18 protein-coding genes are annotated in these 17,741 nt (G+C 44.7%); 16 read left to right on the top strand and 2 right to left on the bottom strand.

All coding sequences use genetic code 11. The annotated features are described in order from the left end of the window. Positions 1 to 7: 7 nt before the first annotated feature. The 12 genes from IV55_RS02445 to IV55_RS02390 all read left to right on the top strand — a co-directional run bounded on the left by IV55_RS02445 (position 8) and on the right by IV55_RS02390 (position 11,575). The gene (locus IV55_RS02445; RefSeq protein ID WP_225425816.1) at positions 8 to 370 is read left to right on the top strand and encodes an N-acetyltransferase; all 363 of its coding nucleotides are present in this window, start codon (positions 8 to 10) and stop codon (positions 368 to 370) included. Further along, positions 360 to 1,232, top strand: a complete 873-nt coding sequence (locus tag IV55_RS02440) for a segregation and condensation protein A (RefSeq protein WP_083483905.1) — start codon at positions 360 to 362, stop codon at positions 1,230 to 1,232. The genes IV55_RS02445 and IV55_RS02440 overlap by 11 nt, the downstream gene beginning before the upstream one ends. Next, positions 1,225 to 1,845: an SMC-Scp complex subunit ScpB gene (scpB, locus tag IV55_RS02435; protein ID WP_057808988.1), complete on the top strand. Its 621-nt coding sequence runs from the start codon at positions 1,225 to 1,227 to the stop codon at positions 1,843 to 1,845. The genes IV55_RS02440 and scpB overlap by 8 nt, the downstream gene beginning before the upstream one ends. Next, a complete protein-coding gene (locus IV55_RS02430; protein WP_057808986.1) occupies positions 1,845 to 2,612 on the top strand; it encodes a pseudouridine synthase in 768 nt (255 codons plus the stop codon). Before scpB ends, IV55_RS02430 begins: the two co-directional genes overlap by 1 nt. A gap of 142 nt (positions 2,613 to 2,754) precedes the next feature. Beyond that, the gene (locus IV55_RS02425; RefSeq protein WP_057808984.1) at positions 2,755 to 3,771 is read left to right on the top strand and encodes a YpbB family protein; all 1,017 of its coding nucleotides are present in this window, start codon (positions 2,755 to 2,757) and stop codon (positions 3,769 to 3,771) included. After that, complete coding sequence (locus IV55_RS02420) at positions 3,761 to 5,266, top strand: RecQ family ATP-dependent DNA helicase (protein WP_057808982.1); 1,506 nt, start codon at positions 3,761 to 3,763, stop codon at positions 5,264 to 5,266. The genes IV55_RS02425 and IV55_RS02420 overlap by 11 nt, the downstream gene beginning before the upstream one ends. Before the next feature lie 53 nt (positions 5,267 to 5,319). Next, positions 5,320 to 5,877 (top strand): SAG1386/EF1546 family surface-associated protein, encoded by a 558-nt coding sequence (locus IV55_RS02415; RefSeq protein WP_057808981.1) that lies wholly within the window; start codon positions 5,320 to 5,322, stop codon positions 5,875 to 5,877. Positions 5,878 to 6,128: 251 nt separating this feature from the next. After that, positions 6,129 to 6,824, top strand: coding sequence for a (d)CMP kinase (cmk, locus tag IV55_RS02410; protein ID WP_057808979.1), 696 nt, complete (start codon positions 6,129 to 6,131; stop codon positions 6,822 to 6,824). A 74-nt stretch (positions 6,825 to 6,898) separates the two neighbouring features. Beyond that, positions 6,899 to 8,098 (top strand): 30S ribosomal protein S1, encoded by a 1,200-nt coding sequence (gene rpsA / locus IV55_RS02405; RefSeq protein ID WP_057808977.1) that lies wholly within the window; start codon positions 6,899 to 6,901, stop codon positions 8,096 to 8,098. A gap of 178 nt (positions 8,099 to 8,276) precedes the next feature. Continuing rightward, positions 8,277 to 9,587 carry a ribosome biogenesis GTPase Der gene (gene der, locus IV55_RS02400; RefSeq protein ID WP_057808975.1) on the top strand — a complete coding sequence of 437 codons (1,311 nt, stop codon included), beginning with the start codon at positions 8,277 to 8,279 and terminating at the stop codon, positions 9,585 to 9,587. 238 nt (positions 9,588 to 9,825) lie between these two features. Beyond that, positions 9,826 to 10,101, top strand: coding sequence for an HU family DNA-binding protein (locus IV55_RS02395; protein ID WP_057808973.1), 276 nt, complete (start codon positions 9,826 to 9,828; stop codon positions 10,099 to 10,101). A gap of 223 nt (positions 10,102 to 10,324) precedes the next feature. Further along, positions 10,325 to 11,575 (top strand): tetratricopeptide repeat protein, encoded by a 1,251-nt coding sequence (locus IV55_RS02390; RefSeq protein ID WP_057809087.1) that lies wholly within the window; start codon positions 10,325 to 10,327, stop codon positions 11,573 to 11,575. Positions 11,576 to 11,625: 50 nt separating this feature from the next. Here the strand turns inward: IV55_RS02390 and IV55_RS02385 are convergent, their stop codons facing one another. Both IV55_RS02385 and IV55_RS02380 read right to left on the bottom strand, forming a co-directional pair. Then, positions 11,626 to 12,012 (bottom strand): hypothetical protein, encoded by a 387-nt coding sequence (locus IV55_RS02385; RefSeq protein ID WP_057808971.1) that lies wholly within the window; start codon positions 12,010 to 12,012, stop codon positions 11,626 to 11,628. 11 nt (positions 12,013 to 12,023) lie between these two features. Next, entirely contained in the window at positions 12,024 to 12,899 is an 876-nt protein-coding gene (locus IV55_RS02380; protein WP_057808969.1) for a YitT family protein, read from the bottom strand. Positions 12,900 to 13,056: 157 nt separating this feature from the next. On the opposite strand from IV55_RS02380, the gene IV55_RS02375 reads away from it, so the two are divergent. From IV55_RS02375 to IV55_RS02360, 4 genes are read left to right on the top strand one after another with little or no spacing between them, the layout of a single operon-like run. Continuing rightward, the gene (locus IV55_RS02375; protein ID WP_057808967.1) at positions 13,057 to 14,280 is read left to right on the top strand and encodes a CCA tRNA nucleotidyltransferase; all 1,224 of its coding nucleotides are present in this window, start codon (positions 13,057 to 13,059) and stop codon (positions 14,278 to 14,280) included. A gap of 40 nt (positions 14,281 to 14,320) precedes the next feature. Further along, positions 14,321 to 16,207 (top strand): ABC-F family ATP-binding cassette domain-containing protein, encoded by a 1,887-nt coding sequence (locus IV55_RS02370; protein ID WP_057808966.1) that lies wholly within the window; start codon positions 14,321 to 14,323, stop codon positions 16,205 to 16,207. 13 nt (positions 16,208 to 16,220) lie between these two features. Further along, positions 16,221 to 17,171, top strand: coding sequence for a thymidylate synthase (locus IV55_RS02365; protein WP_057808964.1), 951 nt, complete (start codon positions 16,221 to 16,223; stop codon positions 17,169 to 17,171). A gap of 9 nt (positions 17,172 to 17,180) precedes the next feature. Further along, positions 17,181 to 17,669 (top strand): dihydrofolate reductase, encoded by a 489-nt coding sequence (locus tag IV55_RS02360; protein WP_057808962.1) that lies wholly within the window; start codon positions 17,181 to 17,183, stop codon positions 17,667 to 17,669. Positions 17,670 to 17,741 lie beyond the last annotated feature (72 nt).

Below are 17,741 nucleotides of genomic sequence, written 5' to 3'. Positions count from 1 at the left end.
GGTGGCAATGATGCTTGTCAAATATCGAGATGATTATGAAAAAACGACAATGGGGCTATTATCGTTTTTACCGGATTTCCACAGTGTGAAGCACCTTACTGGTGAATTGGATTGGTATAAGACCGGCCATAATCGACAAATGTATTTATGGAAAAATGCAGATAACCAATTCACAGGGGTTGTTGGGCTAGAATGTTTAGACGAAGTTGTCCTTGTGCGACAATTAGTGCTTTCACCGCAAGATCGAAATGACACCACGCGAGCAGCTATTTTAAACGCCGTTGCAGAACTTTTCCCACAGCTACATGTGATGGGGACCATTGCCACAACGCCCATGATTATGCGGTGGCAAAATCTTGATGGACACTAAGCCGCGACAATCACATGCTGGTCAAGCAGCCCACGACCGTGAAGTACAGTTAAATCAAGCACTAGCAAATCAACCAACCATCAAAATTGCTGATTTTGAAGGTCCACTTGACCTGCTATTACATTTAATTCGTTCATCTGAGATGGATATCTATGACATTCAAATTTCTGCCATTACCGGGCAATATTTGAGCTTTCTACATCAGATGAAGACGATGAAATTAGACGTGGCTGGGGAATACCTAGTGATGGCAGCGACTCTCATGACCATTAAAAGTCGCATGCTATTGCCGCGACCTGAACCGGTGACAGATGAGGAAGAGGACGCTGTTGATCCACGTGAGGAACTAGTCGCGCAACTATTAGAGTATCGGCGTTATCAGCAAGCTGCCGGTGAATTACGCGATAAGGAACAAGATCGTAAGCAACAATTCACCCGGGCGGCGATGACAGTGCCAGATGACGTGCAGTTGGCAACACTCGCGCCAGGGCTTACTACCGGTGACTTGCAAAAAGCACTAGCAAATATGCTAAAGCATCGTTTAAAAAGTGTGCCTGTTTCACGAACGGTGAACACAGAAACCTTTTCGATTCGTGAGCAGATGCATGTTGTGCTAAGTCAATTGAGTCAAGTTCCGTGTGATTTTGAAAGCTTGTTTTCGAAACAACCATCGACTGATGAGGTTGTAACAACCTTTTTGGCGTTGTTGGAATTGGCTAAATTGAATGCCGTTGTGTTCAGTCAAGCAGCTGTAGACGAACCGATTATGGTTCAGGCAGGGCCGAAAACAGAAGCTGATTTGGCACAAGATGAATTGGCAGAATTAGATGAAATGAGTGACGTAAACGACAGTGATGACTAATTTAGAACAAATTGAAGGTCTTTTGTTTGTAGCTGGGGATGAAGGTATCACTATTCCGGAACTAGAACAGGCAACTGGCTTCATGCGACCAGCGATTCATTTGATGTTAGAGAAACTGGCAGAAAAATATCAGGCGGATGCCCAATCTGCGCTGTGCTTGTTAGTGACAGACGGTAGTTATCGGCTGGCAACAAAACGTGAACTAGCACCAGTTATCAAACGGTATTTCGAGGCGCCACTGGCAACTAACTTGTCGCAGGCGTCGCTTGAAGTTCTGGCGATTACAGCGTATCGACAACCGGTAACTAGAATTGACATCGATGAAATTCGCGGTGTCTCCAGTGCCGCGACCGTTCAAAAGCTCGTTTTACGAAATTTGATTGTGGCACACGGTCGCAAAGATGAGCCTGGCCGACCAATTTTATATGAAACAACACCGATGTTTTTGGATTACTTTGGGTTGACCAGCTTGACTGATTTGCCACCGTTACCAGAAACGGAGACGTTGGCTGAAGCCCAGCCGGAGACCAGCGATCTATTCTTAGCCGCGTTTACCAGCCAATTAACGGGAACTGACGCGCAGACAGAGACAACTCAAGGGGATAACGAATAATGGAACGATTACAAAAGGTAATGGCGCAAGCAGGTGTTGCGTCACGACGAAAGTCAGAAGAATTAATCACTACCGGACATGTACAAGTGAATGGTGAAGTGGTCAAAGAACTGGGTACAAAAGTTGATCAAAATGACGCCATCCAAGTTGATGGTGCATCCATCATGCGGGAAAATTATGTTTACTATCTGTTGTACAAGCCACGCGGTGTTGTTTCTACAGCACATGATGACAAAGGTCGTAAAACAGTTGTTGACTTGCTGCAAGATGTTGACGAACGAATTTATCCAGTTGGTCGTCTAGACTATGACACCTCTGGTTTATTATTGATGACAAATGATGGCACCTTAGCGAACCAGTTGATGCATCCAAAGTACAAGATTGATAAAACCTATGTCGCCAAAGTTAAGGGGATTCCGACAAACGAAGCCTTGGAACAGTTACGGCACGGTTTACTAGTTGATGGCCATAAAACTGCGCCCGCTAAGACCAAGGTGATCAGTACTGAACACCGTCGGAATACTGCTATTGTGCAGTTGACGATTCATGAAGGGCATAACCATCAGGTCAAAAATATGTTGGCCGCAATTGGTGTACCAGTTGAAAAGTTACGGCGTGATAGCTACGGCCCACTGACTTTAGATGGCATGACATCTGGTGACTACCGTGAATTGAAACCAGCTGAATTGGCTACATTACGTGAGGCCATTGCACAACAAGGAACTAATAAGCGGTCACGAACACGGTCGCATCATCGTTCAAAGTAACTATTTGAGGCTGACAGCAAAAAAATGCTGACCAGCCTTTTTATTTTTGAAAAAAATTAGCACGCAATAATTTCTGTCATGCGAGACACTGATGCGCAGTGTTAAACTAACACCAACACGTTTTTCAGCAGGAGGGTATGCGGTGGATTCAGAATTTTTATACGCACTGTTATCAACGACGCAGACAAGACGACCAAAAGTTATTTTTAATTGTCTTCGCGGTGTGAAGACAGTTTCAATTTTGTATTGGAGTTTACGTTACGGCTTACTGTCTTGGTTAAATACAGTTCCGACAGTAAGTTGGGAGGAATTCACGAATGCAATTGAGACCTTGAAAAATGCCGGTCGGATTGTGGAAAACGACGATGATCAATTGTTGATCGTTGATGATGGCCAGTCGCAAGTAGAATTAGTAACACAGTTGTATCCAGAAAATTTACGGGAACGTGCATCAGAAGTTCATCAACGACAATTAATTGAAACCACCTTGCTGGCGATTCAAGCTACCTCACAACAAAGTTACCAAGCGATGCAGTACTTTCCACTGAGTGTGACTGAACAAGCCAGAAAACAGGTTCGTCGCTGGTTTAGACAACCGCAACAGCAGCCGTTGAGTCAGGCAATAACCAACTGGCTACAAACATTGTCGGCAGCTGATGCCCAACTGTTTGTTAGTCAGTTAGTTGGGCATGAACATCCAGGATTGACCTTCACACAGTTGGCAAGCCAATTGGATCAACCTGAATGGCAGCTTCGTCTACGACAAGCCGCCAACTGGATGTCACTGGTTAATTTTGCCGAACAACTACCGCCACAAGATGGGTTGCACGCGTTGATCAAACCACAACTACATGATCGTTTATCAAAATCGGTTCGCGATACCCTAGCAGGTGTTTTGCAGGGATATTCGCGTGAAGCGATCAGTTCGCGGCGACGTCTAAAGTTCAGCACTGTTAGTGAACATTTATTAACGGCGGCGATTTTGCTACCGATGGAAGATTTTCCGTATCAGAAATGTCTGACACAAACAGATATTAAAAGCCTACTGGCCAGTGAACCAGCTAATATTGATGACTGGGATTTCAATCAGCAGGAAGCTGTCACAGATTATTTCACATTTCGTTTAGTTCAAATTTGGGAGACAAAAAATGGCCGTTGATCCAACACACGTAAAACAAAATGATCCGCGGTTAAAGCTGAAGCAATCAGACGTGGATTTTGCTCGAGAACGTCAGGCTGCCTTGCGGACACACTTTGGTTTTAGCGACTTTCATCCGGGTCAAGCAGCAGCACTAGATGGCTTGCAGCACGGCCGCGACGTACTTGCTGTTTTACCGACAGGTAGCGGGAAAACATTAGTGTATGAATTGGCTACTTATTTATTAAATCGGCCATGTTTAGTTGTGTCGCCACTATTATCTTTAATGCAAGATCAGGTTGGCCGTCTCAACCAACGCGGTGAACGGCGGGCGGTGGCAATTAATTCAATGATGACACCACCGGAAAGAATGCAGGCACTACAAAGATTAGATCAGTTTCGGTTTATTTTTACATCACCTGAAATGTTGCTCAATAATGATGTCATACAGGCGTTAAGGCGTCTTCAAATCGGGTTATTAGTCATCGACGAAGCACATTGTATCTCTACCTGGGGGCCTGATTTTCGACCAGCCTATCGAAGCTTGGGTACAGTTCGCGAAGCATTGGGAGAGCCATTGACGTTAGCAGTGACCGCTACTGCAGATCATCAAGTGCAAACTGACATTGAAAAGGTACTCCAATTATCTGCAAATCATGCAGTCGTCCGGCAGTCAGTCGATAGAACTAATATTTTTTTGAATGTTATGCGCTTTACCTCCCGTAAGCAAAAGAATGAAGCTTTATTGACACTTGTTGAAAGTAGTAAAAAGCCTGGAATTATCTATTTTTCGAGTAAAAAGCAGGCTGATGAATGGGCGCAACGATTTCAAGTGGCTGGCATTAACGCAGCCAGCTATCATGCAGGCTTAGAAGCGACGACCAGATTTTCCGTGCAACAGCAATTTATGTTGGATCGGCTGCAAGTGGTCTGCGCGACGAGTGCATTTGGTATGGGAATTGACAAAGCAGACATTCGTTTTGTCATTCATTATCATATGCCGAGTAATCTACTGGATTATGTCCAAGAAATTGGTCGGGCTGGCCGTGATGGTCAACAAAGTATTGCGACATTACTAGTTGCACCTGGTGATGCGCAGCTACCAGCAGATCTAGCAGATTTACAATTGCCAGATAAGGCAACCATCGGACGGGTGTATGCAGAACACCAGCCAGTACTGCAAAGTGATCCCGAAAGATTGGTTGGCTACTACAAAGAGCATGGTTACGGGATGGATGAATTGATTGAGTTACTGGCCAAGCGATTACAATCCCGTCGACTTGCATTACGCAAACTGATGCAATATATAGACGAACCAGACTGCCTACGAAAGAATTTGTTGGCTGCTTTCGATGAATCAGCACCCAGCCATGATGATCATTGTTGTGCAAATTCGGCAACGACGATGACACTTTCATCACTCGATTTAGCCGATGATGAGCCGCGCGTGAACCTACAGCTACCAGATTGGCAAACACAGATGCGCCAGCTTTTTAGCGAAAAATTTATAAATTAAGCGCGCCGGGTATGCTAAACTACTAATTAGTATAACGATCAGGAGGAATGGTCATGAGCCAGAATAATGACCCACAGGATCAAAAACCGTGGAATAAAAAGTTTTCCGAGGACAATGGTGAAGCGTCCCGGACAGCCAACCGTAAACGAAATAGTCATAATGCGTTGATCACGACGATTCTAGTGTTGGTAATCATTGCTTTGGCCGCTGTGCCAGTCACGTATTACATTTCACACATGAATTCTTTTAACCATCCGCAAGGAGCTGTCTCGGTGTCTTCGTCTAAGAAGAAGGCCGCATCGAGCAGTAGCCAAGGGGACAAGAAATCGTCTGCCAGTGACGCATCTAAAAAAAGTGATCATTCTGCAAAAGCGAGTACAAGTAGCAGTAGCAGCGACACTAGTAGTAGCGAAACATCAAGCAGCAGCCAGGAAAGTGCCAGCAGCGCTGCCTCATCAAGTAGTGACAGCACTTATGTGACTGTCCAGCCTGGGGAAGGTTTGTACCGGGTAGCTGCTAACAATGGGTTGTCTCTCCAACAATTGTTGACGTTAAACGGACTTAGCAGTTCGTCACAGGTTGCACCTGGACAACAGCTGAAGATTAAGTAAGCCACTTTCTTTAATATTTAATCTCGTAAATTACAAAGCGTGTTTGGGACAGGTCATCTTATCCCAAACACGCTTTGTTTTCATATTGGAAACGGTGCAGACTACGAACAATCTACCGGGTTAAAAATCAACCCGTACGATTGTTCTAGGTCATGCTCGTGACTTAGCGACTTATATTTCGCTCTCGTTTTTTTATCTTAGGTTCTGTATAATTAAGGGACGATTGAAATGAAGGTTGAGGAGTGAGCAGAATGAGTGATTCCGTCATTAGCGGCATTCAGGTTGCCATCGACGGACCAGCTTCGGCTGGTAAGAGTACGGTTGCCAAATTAGTGGCAGCAAAATATGGTTATGTCTATTTGGACACCGGTGCCATGTACCGCGCCATTACTTGGGCAGCTATGGACGCCAAGGTTGCTTTGGATGACGAAGCAGCAGTAATGGTTGTGGTTGAAAAAACACCAATTCACTTTGCACCAGGGACGCCGGATCAGTTAGTTTTTGCTGGCGATCAGGATGTCACACGGGTTATTCGTGAAGAAACGGTTACCAATAACGTGTCAACTGTTGCAGCTTTGCCTGCGGTACGAGCAGCATTAACGGCGCAGATGCAGACGATTGCTGCGGCAGGTGGCATTGTAATGGACGGACGTGACATTGGCACAACGGTCCTACCAAATGCCCAGGTGAAGATTTTCTTAGAAGCGAGCGTGGCAGAACGTGCGCAACGTCGGTTTAAAGAAAATCAGGCAAAGGGAATCGATGTTTCGCTGGCGACGTTAGAACAAGAAATTGCCGCACGTGACTACAAAGATTCGCACCGAGCTACGTCACCATTGACGCAAGCAACTGATGCAGAATTAGTTGATACCACGTCTTTAACCATTGAAGAGGTGGTCAACAAAATTGCTGATGCAATTGATAAATATATAAATCTGCAAGCTTAGGCTTATTTACTAGCATTTCTGGCTTCATTCGATTATGATATTAAATAGATATTGTCACTAGGAGGATTTTTTTGATGAGCGAAAGCGAAGACAACAAAGAATTATTAGACGCGTTAAACAACGCAGGCCAAGTAAACATTGGTGATGTCGTTAAGGGTGAAGTATTGGCCATTGACGAAGACCGGCAAGCAATTGTTGGGATTGGTGAAACTGGTGTTGAAGGTGTTGTACCAGTTAAGGAATTGACAGCAGACGTTGATACATTAAACGTTGGCGATGTGATGGACTTAGTTGTTATCTCACGGATTGGTAACGATAAGGAAGGCGGTAGCTACTTACTGTCACAACGTCGTTTAGAAGCCCGTAAAGCATGGGATAACATTGAAAAAGAATACCAAAGCGGTGATAACCTTGACGCAACTGTTACACAAGTTGTTAAGGGTGGGTTAGTCGTTGATGCCGGCGTACGTGGTTTCGTACCTGCATCAATGGTTTCAGATCACTACGTTGAAGACTTGAACCAATTCAAGGGTCAAGAATTAACATTCAAGATTATTGAAATCGAACCAAGCGAAAACCGGTTGATCTTATCACACCGTGCCATCGTTGAAGCTGAAAACAAGGCTAAGCGTGCTGAATTATTCGAAAACTTAGCTGCTGGCGATGTTATCGAGGGAACTGTTGCTCGGATGACAGACTTCGGTGCCTTCGTTGACCTTGGCGGTGTTGATGGATTAGTTCACGTTTCTGAAATTTCATACGATCACGTTAACAAGCCAAGCGATGTCTTGAAGGTTGGCGACAAGATCTCTGTTAAGGTCTTGAATGTTGATGCAGATCGTCAACGAATCTCACTTTCATTGAAGCAAACACAACCTGGTCCTTGGGATGATATTGAATCAAAGGCCCCAGCTGGTGCTGTACTTGATGGTAAAGTTCGTCGTTTGACAGACTTTGGTGCCTTCGTTGAAGTATTCCCTGGTGTTGAAGGGTTAGTTCATATCTCACAAATCTCTCACGAACACATTGCTACGCCTAATGACGTACTTAAAGTTGGTGAAGATGTACAAGTTAAGGTCTTGAACGTTGATCCTGACCAACAACGGCTTGGTTTATCAATCAAGGCTTTACAAGAAAAACCAGCTGCTAGTGAAGATGCAGAAGCATCTGATGATAACAAAGGTGCTTCACGTGCCGATGTTCAAAACTATGCTAGCAACGACGATGGTGGTTTCACCATCGGTGATTTGACTGGTGATGACTTAAACAAGTAAGCAATTACTTGCAAATTGACAACACTTTTAAAGAAGGCCCCAGTCCCCAATTGCGGGATATGGGCCTTCTTTTGTTACAAGCACATTTTAATTTAAGTTGCGCTTCGTTTGCGGGTTGCGTACACTATAACGAGGTTCTTACGCGTACATTTAATTATGATTTTTAGAGGAGGTAGCTATGGCTAACCCAACAGTTGCCATTGTCGGCAGACCAAACGTCGGCAAGTCAACGATTTTTAACCGACTAGTGGGCGATCGTGTATCCATCGTGGAAGACACCCCAGGAGTCACTCGTGACCGGATTTATTCATCTGCAGAGTGGCTTGGTCGGCATTTTAACTTAATTGATACAGGTGGGATTGACTTATCTGACCAACCATTTAGTGCACAGATTACTGCCCAGGCTGAAATTGCCATTGATGAAGCAGATGTGATTGTCTTTTTGACGAGTGCGCCTGAAGGTGTTACGGATGAAGATGAACAGGTTGCAAAAATTCTTTATCGGGCTGACAAGCCAATCTTATTAGCTGTTAACAAAGCCGATAATCCTGAACAACGCCAAGCTATCTATGATTTTTACTCACTTGGTTTTGGTGAACCACATCCGATTTCTGGTGCTCATGGAACTGGTTTGGGAGATTTGCTTGATGATGTTGTTAAGGAATTTCCAGCCGATGCTGAAAATGAAGCAGACAACACGATTCGGTTCAGTTTAATTGGCCGTCCTAACGTTGGTAAATCTTCCATTGTTAACGCGTTACTTGGCGAAGACCGGGTGATCGTATCGGATGTTTCAGGAACCACGCGTGACGCAATTAACACGCAGTTTACAGATCCTGAAGGCGATGTCTTTACGATGGTGGATACGGCTGGTTTGCGTAAACGCGGCAAGGTGTATGAAAACACTGAACGCTATTCAGTTATGCGCGCCATGAGTGCCATTGATAAAAGTGATGTTGTGCTGGTCGTGTTGAATGCCGAAGAGGGGATTCGCGAACAAGACAAGCACGTTGCTGGTTATGCGCACGAAGCGGGCCGGGCCATCATCATTGTTGTCAATAAATGGGACACGTTGACCAAGGATAATTATTCCATGGCTAATTTTGAAGCTGAAATTAGAGAAGAATTCCAGTACTTGGATTACGCACCAATCGTGTTTGTATCTGCAAAGACGCACCAACGGTTGGACAAGTTGCCAGAATTAATCAAACAAGTTAATGAAAACCATCGGAAGCGGATTCAGTCATCAACATTGAATGACGTTATTACGGATGCCATTGCCACAACGCCTACGCCAACTCAAAATGGGCGTCGTTTACGCGTTTATTATGTGACTCAAGTGGCGATTCAACCGCCAACCTTTGTTCTCTTTGTGAATGATCCTGAACTGTTACATTTCTCTTATGCACGATTCTTAGAGAATCAAATCCGTAAGGCTTTCGACTTTACGGGGACACCAATTCACCTGATTGCACGGCAACGGAAATAGTTGCATAAGGCAATTAGAGACGATTTTATCAATTTCATCATGAAAAGTGCTTGAAACATTGATTTAACAGCTTAAATTGCACTTTTCCACTTGTTCAAACTGTGCCTGTGTGGTAAATTAAATGTTGAAATGATGCGGCTTACCGCTATTGTTTCGCCATTTCTGGACCACTCAGAGATGGTTACTAGATGTTTACATAATTAAACGTCTAAACCCAAATCCGGAGGTGAAATCTCACATGGCAAACAAAGCACAATTAGTTAACGATGTTGCTGCTGCAACTGGTTTAACCAAGAAGGACGCAACTGCTGCAGTTGATGCAGTTTTTGCTTCAGTTCAAAAGAGCTTGGCCGATGGCGACAAAGTTCAATTGATCGGTTTCGGTAACTTCGAAGTACGCTCACGCGCAGCTCGTAAGGGCCGTAACCCACAAACTGGGCAAGAAATCGAAATCCCTGCAAGCAAAGTACCTGCATTCAAGCCAGGTAAAGCTTTGAAGGATGCTGTTAAGTAATTTATTACTTGATGGTGAGACTCGCTTAGGCGAGTCTTTTTTTGTACAAAAGTATCATGGGTCTTGCTTGTACGTGGGCTTTAGCAAAACCTAAAATGAGATCCAGTCGTTTCCGACAAGTCATTTACTAGCGCCAAACGAGTTTCAGGCGTACACTATTATGGCGATTACAATCGTACGGAGGTAAGTGGCAGTGAGTGAAGCAACCAGTTATTCAGAACAAATGCTCGATGCATTGCAAAGCGGCCAGGTCGATGAGGCCAACAAGCTGTATGCATGGGCATTACGTAAAGACGATGATGATACGCTGTACAATTTTGCTGAACAATTATATGGTTTGGGATTTAATAAAAAAGCACAGCGAATCTATGAACAATTATTAAAAAAGTATCCAGATGAAGATCAATTACGGACCAGTTTGGCTGATATTGCGATTGATGAAAACGATATTGATGCGGCGACAAATTATTTAGACGCGGTAAAGCCAGAATCTGACGCATATCTTGAAAGTTTGCTGGTTGCAGCAGATTTATACCAATCAGAAGAATTGTTCGAAGTAAGTGAGCAAAAACTGCTTACTGCGGCGCGAATTGCACCAACAGAGCCAGTCGTTATGTTTGCGTTAGGTGAATTTTACTTTATGATGCGTGAATACCAAAAGGCAATTGACTACTATCTGGCGCTCATTAAGCAAGGTATTCCGAAAATGGAAAACGTGGACCTTGTTTCTCGTATCGGGGTTGCTTATGCGAATGCCGGTAAGTTTGAGCAAGCTGTCGGTTACCTAGAACAAATTCACGAAGGCGATATGACGCCTGACGTGCGGTTCCAACTAGGGTTTGTATACACGCAGCTAAAGGATAATCAAAAGGCCATTCGGACATTTGAGCAGCTACGTGAAGAAGATCCTTCATATGCATCGCTGTATCCTTATTTGGCGCATGCATTGACAGATGATAATCAGATTGAAGAAGCCTATAAGGTCGCTCAAGAAGGTCTGAGTGTAGATGAATACAACCAGGACTTATTCGCACAGGCGGCCAATTTGGCATTGCGGCTCAAGGAAAATGACACAGCGATTGACGATTTCCGCCGCGGATTAGCATTGGATCCTGATAATCAAACGCTCATGTTGCAGTTGAGCAATCTATATGTTCAAGAAGAAAACGATATTGCAAACGTTGATCTAGCAAGTCAGTATGTTCAAAATGACCAAGTTGATCCTCAGGTTTATTGGAATTTGGCAGTGTCTTATGTGCGCTTAGAAGACGATGAACAGGCATTAACTTATTACGAGGCCGCACGCCCGTACTTTACGGATAATGTGGACTTCTTGAAGCCAGCATTTTACTTCTATCGCGAGCAAGGTCAGGTTGAAACGGCCGTCAGCTTATTGCGCGATTACCTTAAGGTTCAACCAGACGATGTTGAAATGGTTGCTGCTTTAGAAGATTATGAAGACCAAGGTTATTAGCATTAACAATTTAAAGTTATCAAAGAAAGAAGGTGTGACCGATTTTTCGATCACACCTTCTTTTCGTATGCTTCTTGTAATTCGTTTAGTTGTAGGCTGAAACCAATACGTTGTGTATCACTATCTAAAACGTCCTGCAGTTCAGCTATTGAGAGATGCGGGGACGCTATAACTGGTTTTAAAAATGGATCTTGGCAGTCGACCTGCTGGTCTAATGCCGCTTGATGACGTCTGAAGGCTTGAATGAATTGACGTTCAAAGGGTAACCAATGAATGGTCGCAAAGGTTGTTTTAAAGCCGGGGGCCAAAAATTCTGCAGGGGTATAACCTTTGCTAATCAGTAGCAAGGTAAGGCGCGTGTAGAAGTGTAGTTGACCATCTTCAACTAGTTCGCCGAGTTCATCTAGCCAAGCATCATTAGGTTGGTTAGTTGTCATTAAATCACCTTCTAAAATAATGAATTACGTTTGACCACTTTGTAAGTGAAGCCTTCACCGAGATTTTGTTGAACAGGGAGAATCGATAAAAAGGCATGTTCGTCGATCCGCTCGACAATCCGTCGCATCGTTTGCACCTCACGTGGGCTAATGACGCAGTAGATCATTTTCTTAGGTGTATTAGTAAAGCCGCCTTCAGCATTCAAATACGTGACACCTCGTTGCAGCTCGGCAATGATTGCCGCGGCGACTTCCTCGTTTTTATCACTCATAATCATAATTGCGCGGGCGGCATAAGCACCGGCCTGGGTGAAGTTAACGATTTGTGTAAACACAAAGGCACACAACAGCGTGTACATCATGTGCACCACGTCAATATAGATGAGAGAGGCCGTCAACACGATGACATCTTGAATTAACAAACCGCGTCCCATTGGCACACCACTTTGCTTTTCAAAAATGCGAGCAATGATGTCGGTCCCACCGAGCGTGCCACCTGAGCGGTAAACCAAACCACAACCAAATCCACCAGTAATTCCCGCTAAGGTACCTGCGATGAACAAGTCATGATGGATGTCGATTGCGACAGGGACGCGCTGCCAGACCCACAGCCAAAAAGACAGCATACCGATACCAAAGACGGTGTATACAAATGAGCGTCGACCAAGCAAGCGCCACCCAATAATTAGTAGCGGAATGTTGATTGCAAAGGTTGTGTAAGCCGGGTTCAGGTTAAATAGCGCCCGCAAAATCAAAGCAATTCCGGCGACACCACCATCTGCCAATTTATTGACGATGTTAATGTACACTAGGCCAAACGCGTACATCGCTGCACCGATGGCAATAAATAAAAAGTCACGCAACCGCATCGTTTCATCTTGTCGCATAAAAAATCCTCGATCTAGTTAAATTTGTCTACCACTAAAGATAGCAGACCACTTCGCGATTAGCCATAGTGTAACGTCGATGAGTTTCTGCTAAAATAGTTATTAACTAATCTGTTGATCACGTTTTAAAAAGCAAACAGGCAAGGGAGGTCGCAACATGCAGTTAGCACAGTTGCCAGAAGAATTTATTGGTGCCCAGCCGATTTTAGAAACACTGGAGCACGCCGGGTATGAAGCGTATTTTGTCGGCGGATCGGTGCGTGATACCATCCTTGGAAAGGCGATTCATGATGTTGATATTGCCACCAGTGCTTACCCAGAAGAGGTCAAAGCACTTTTTAAACGGACCGTTGATACCGGAATTGAACATGGCACAGTGATGATTCTAGATCATGGCACCGGTTATGAAACGACGACCTTCCGAACAGAATCGGGCTATCAAGATTACCGGCGCCCAGATGAAGTGACGTTTGTCCGTCACCTAGAAGATGATTTAAAACGGCGAGACTTTACCATCAATGCATTGGCCTTAAAACATGATGGCACCGTTGTGGATTTGTTTGATGGCTTAGCTGACTTAAAAGCCGGCGTGATTCGTGCTGTCGGCAATCCTGAAGACCGTTTTGGTGAGGATGCCTTGCGTATGATGCGTGCAGTGCGCTTCGCTAGTCAACTTAATTTTGCCATCGAGCCTGCCACATTAGCTGCGATTAAAGATCATGCCAGCTTGTTGAGCAAGATTGCGGTTGAACGAATTCATGAAGAGTTTGTCAAAATGATGATGGGATCAGCCGCACACCGTGGCATGGGCCTAATGATTCAAACCACACTGGCTGATTATTGTCCTGGTTTAGTCGGACATACCATTGATTTATCGACGATTGCAACGTTGCCGAAACTACGCATGGCGTCAGAAGTGGAAGTTTGGGCGATGGTTGCGTTGCATTTAGGGTTGTCTTATCCAGACATGGTCGAATTTTTGCAAGCCTGGAAGACCGCTAATCACATTATTAAGGATGTGAATTTGGCATTACACTTGGCTTATGCACAGCAATATCACCAGGTCAGTGACCAAGTGCTGTTTGAAATGACGCCAGATACGATTACAGCAGGAAGTCATGTCGCACAAATAAGTGGCTATGGACCTAGTGACCTTAACCTCTGGCAGGATGCTTATGCAAAACTGCCAATTCATGACAAACATGAATTAGCTGTGACTGGTGCGGATCTAATGCATGATTTAAATCTACAGCCAGGACCAGCGATTGGCGATACGCTGGATAAATTAATTGCGGCTGTGATTAAGCAGCAAGTTACTAATGAACACACCGCCTTATTAGATTATGCCAAAGACAATTTAGTCAAAGACAGCACGAAATAAGTTAGTTGCTAGTACCAAAATTAAGTTTTCAAAGGATAACATGCAAACATTAAGAGCAGAACACCTAACCCGGACATACGGGGAAAAAACCTTATTTAAGGATGTCGACTTTCTGATTGGCGAACATGACCGGATTGGTCTGATTGGCACCAATGGGAGTGGGAAGACATCTTTGTTAAATACAATTGCCGGCATTGAACCACAAGATGATGGTAAATTTGAGTCGCCTAACGATTATCGTATTAGCTACCTTAAGCAAATACCTGAATTAGATGATAGTTTATCTGTCTTGGAGGCAGTCTTTGCTGGTGCGCAGCCAGTGTTCGCAACGATTCGTCGTTATGAGCAAGCGTTAGATGCCTACAGCAATGATCCAACGGATGAAGCACTACTGAATCGTTACACAAAAGCTGAAGCCGCTATGAACCAAGAAGATGCTTGGCTGGCTGAAAGCAACGTCAAGACGATTTTGACACAGCTTCATATCACCGATTTGACGCAACCTGTCAAAACATTATCTGGTGGGCAGCGAAAGCGTGTCGGTTTGGCACAGGTACTGATTCAAGCACCAGACTTGTTACTATTGGATGAACCGACCAACCACTTGGACTTTGATTCAATTGCCTGGCTAGAGAAATACGTCGCTAGTTATCCAGGTGCCGTTTTAGTCGTGACGCATGATCGTTACTTTCTGGATGCTGTGGCAACGCGGATCTTTGAACTATCCTTTGGTGATCTTTTTGAATACCAGGGGAATTATCAAAGTTTCGTGGAACAAAAGGCGGTTCGTGTGGAACATGCCGTTGAGGCTGATCGTAAACAAAATCAACTGTATAAAAAAGAATTGGCATGGATGCGGACCTCACCACAAGCGCGGGGAACTAAGCAGCAAGCACGGGTCAATCACTTTAATGACATCAAAGATAATCTAAACACACTGCAAGTTGATGATGATGTGGATATCAACTTAGGACAGCAGCGCTTGGGCAAAAAGGTCATTATTGCTGAACACGTCGACCTCTCGCTTGGTGGTCATTCACTACTATCGGACTTTAACTTATTGATCCAAGGTGGTGACCGCATTGGGATCACTGGAAATAATGGTGCCGGTAAGTCCAGTTTGTTAAACGTGCTCGCACAGCGAATCCCCGTCGATTCAGGGACAGTTACCATCGGTGAAACGGTGAAGCTGGCCTACTATACGCAACAAACGGAACCCATCCCCGGTGACAAGCGGATGATCAGCTACCTAAATGAAGTCGCGGAAACGGTTAAAGATAAAGATGGGAATGAAATCAGTACCACGAATCTGCTGGAGCAATTCTTATTTCCTCGTTTCATGCATGGCACATTGATTCGGAAGCTGTCTGGTGGTGAAAAACGGCGCTTGTATTTATTGAAGCTGTTGATGAGTCAACCAAATGTCTTGTTCTTAGATGAGCCGACTAACGATTTAGATATCGGCACATTAACGGTCTTAGAAGACTACTTGAGTCGATTCGCTGGTACGGTCATCACCGTCTCACATGACCGGTACTTCCTAGATAAAGTTGCCGATCAGCTGCTGATTTTCAGTGGTAATGGCGTGATTGATCGATATAGCGGACGTTTCAGTCAATATTTAGCCGCGCAAGATGAGGCCGCTAAAGCACCGAGTGTTGCTGTCAAAGCAGATGCGTCTACTGCAGAGACTGCTAGTACACCAGCGCCAAAGAAGAAATTAACGTACGCGGAACAAAAAGAGTGGGATGTCATTGAAGCGCACATCGACGAACTAGAGGAACAGAAGCAAACGATCAGTAATGCCATGACTGAAAACGGCGCAGACTATGGTAAACTGGCGGAGTTACAAAAGCAGTTTGAAACCACTGATCAAGCGTTGACGACCGCCATGGAACGTTGGGAATACCTCAGTCAATTTGCATAAGAAAGGATTCACTATGCTTGAAGATGCTTATCTACAATTGGAACGAACCGTGTTTGAGCACGGTACTGTCAAAACTGACCGAACGGGCACTGGCACCAAGTCGTTGTTCGGCTATCAGATGCGTTTTGATTTGAACGAGGGCTTTCCGTTACTAACAACTAAAAAGGTACCTTTTGGACTGATTAAAAGTGAATTATTGTGGTTCTTACACGGCGACACCAACATTCGGTACCTACTTGAGCACAAAAATCATATTTGGGATGAATGGGCCTTTCAACGTTATGTCACCAGTGATGCGTATACTGGGCCAGATATGACCGACTTTGGTCATCGCAGTCAAACAGATCCAGCATTTAATGACATCTATCAGGTTGAGAAGAAGCAATTTGATGAAAATATTCTTCATGATGATGCCTTTGCAAAACAGTTTGGCGAATTAGGATTGGTCTATGGATCCCAGTGGCGTAAGTGGAAGACTTCGACTGGTGAAACAATTGATCAAATTGCCAACGTAATCGACATGATCAAGGCGCATCCTGATTCACGGCGGTTGATTGTCTCCGCTTGGAATCCAGAAGACGTTCCAACCATGGCATTGCCACCTTGTCACACCATGTTCCAGTTTTACGTTGCCGACGGGAAGTTGTCATGTCAGTTATATCAACGCTCAGGCGATATTTTCTTAGGCGTACCGTTTAACATTGCTAGTTATGCCTTGTTGACATCTATGATTGCAAAAGAATGCGGACTGCAGGTGGGTGAATTTGTGCACACACTTGGGGATGCTCACATTTATATGAATCATATGGATCAAGTGGCTGAACAACTGTCACGAACGCCACGGCAAGCACCAAAACTGTGGTTGAATCCGGATAAACAAAGTATTTTTGATTATGATATGCATGACATCAAGCTAGAAGGGTATGCTCCATTGCCCGCGATTAAAGCACCGGTAGCGGTTTAGGAGGCTGTCATGCTAAGTCTTATTTGGGCAGAGGATGCCAATCACTTAATTGGTGCAAACGGGCAATTACCCTGGCATTTGCCAGCTGATGCAAAGTACTTTCGACAACAAACGACCGGTCACACGATTATCATGGGTAAGCAGACGTGGCTGTCGATTGGACGACCATTACCAAAGCGCACGAACATCGTGCTGTCAGCCAGCTTGCCGTCAGTTGATGGGGTGATTATGATGCGCAGTCTGGCTGGTCTGACTGCGTACATTCACGACCATGAGGAGGAAGACCTATTTGTCATCGGTGGCGTCCGGTTGTATGAAGCACTGTTGCCATTAGCAGATCAGCTGTTGATCACGCGCATTGATGCAACGTTTGCTGGCGATACGACGATGCCAGCCATCGACACAACTGTCTGGCAGTTAGCTGATGTGCAGGCGCATGCTGCCGATGAAAAAAATCAGTGGCCGTACCGCTTTGAAACTTATCGTCGCCGCAAATAGTCGAGGGGGCAGTATCCGCCAGCGCCAGGTCATTAGCAAGTTCGCTTTGCTCACCGTCGACCAGATGTGACG

The organism is Furfurilactobacillus siliginis, assembly GCF_001437435.1.
GTDB lineage: Bacteria > Bacillota > Bacilli > Lactobacillales > Lactobacillaceae > Furfurilactobacillus > Furfurilactobacillus siliginis.
This window is presented reverse-complemented; position numbering and strand designations above follow the sequence as displayed.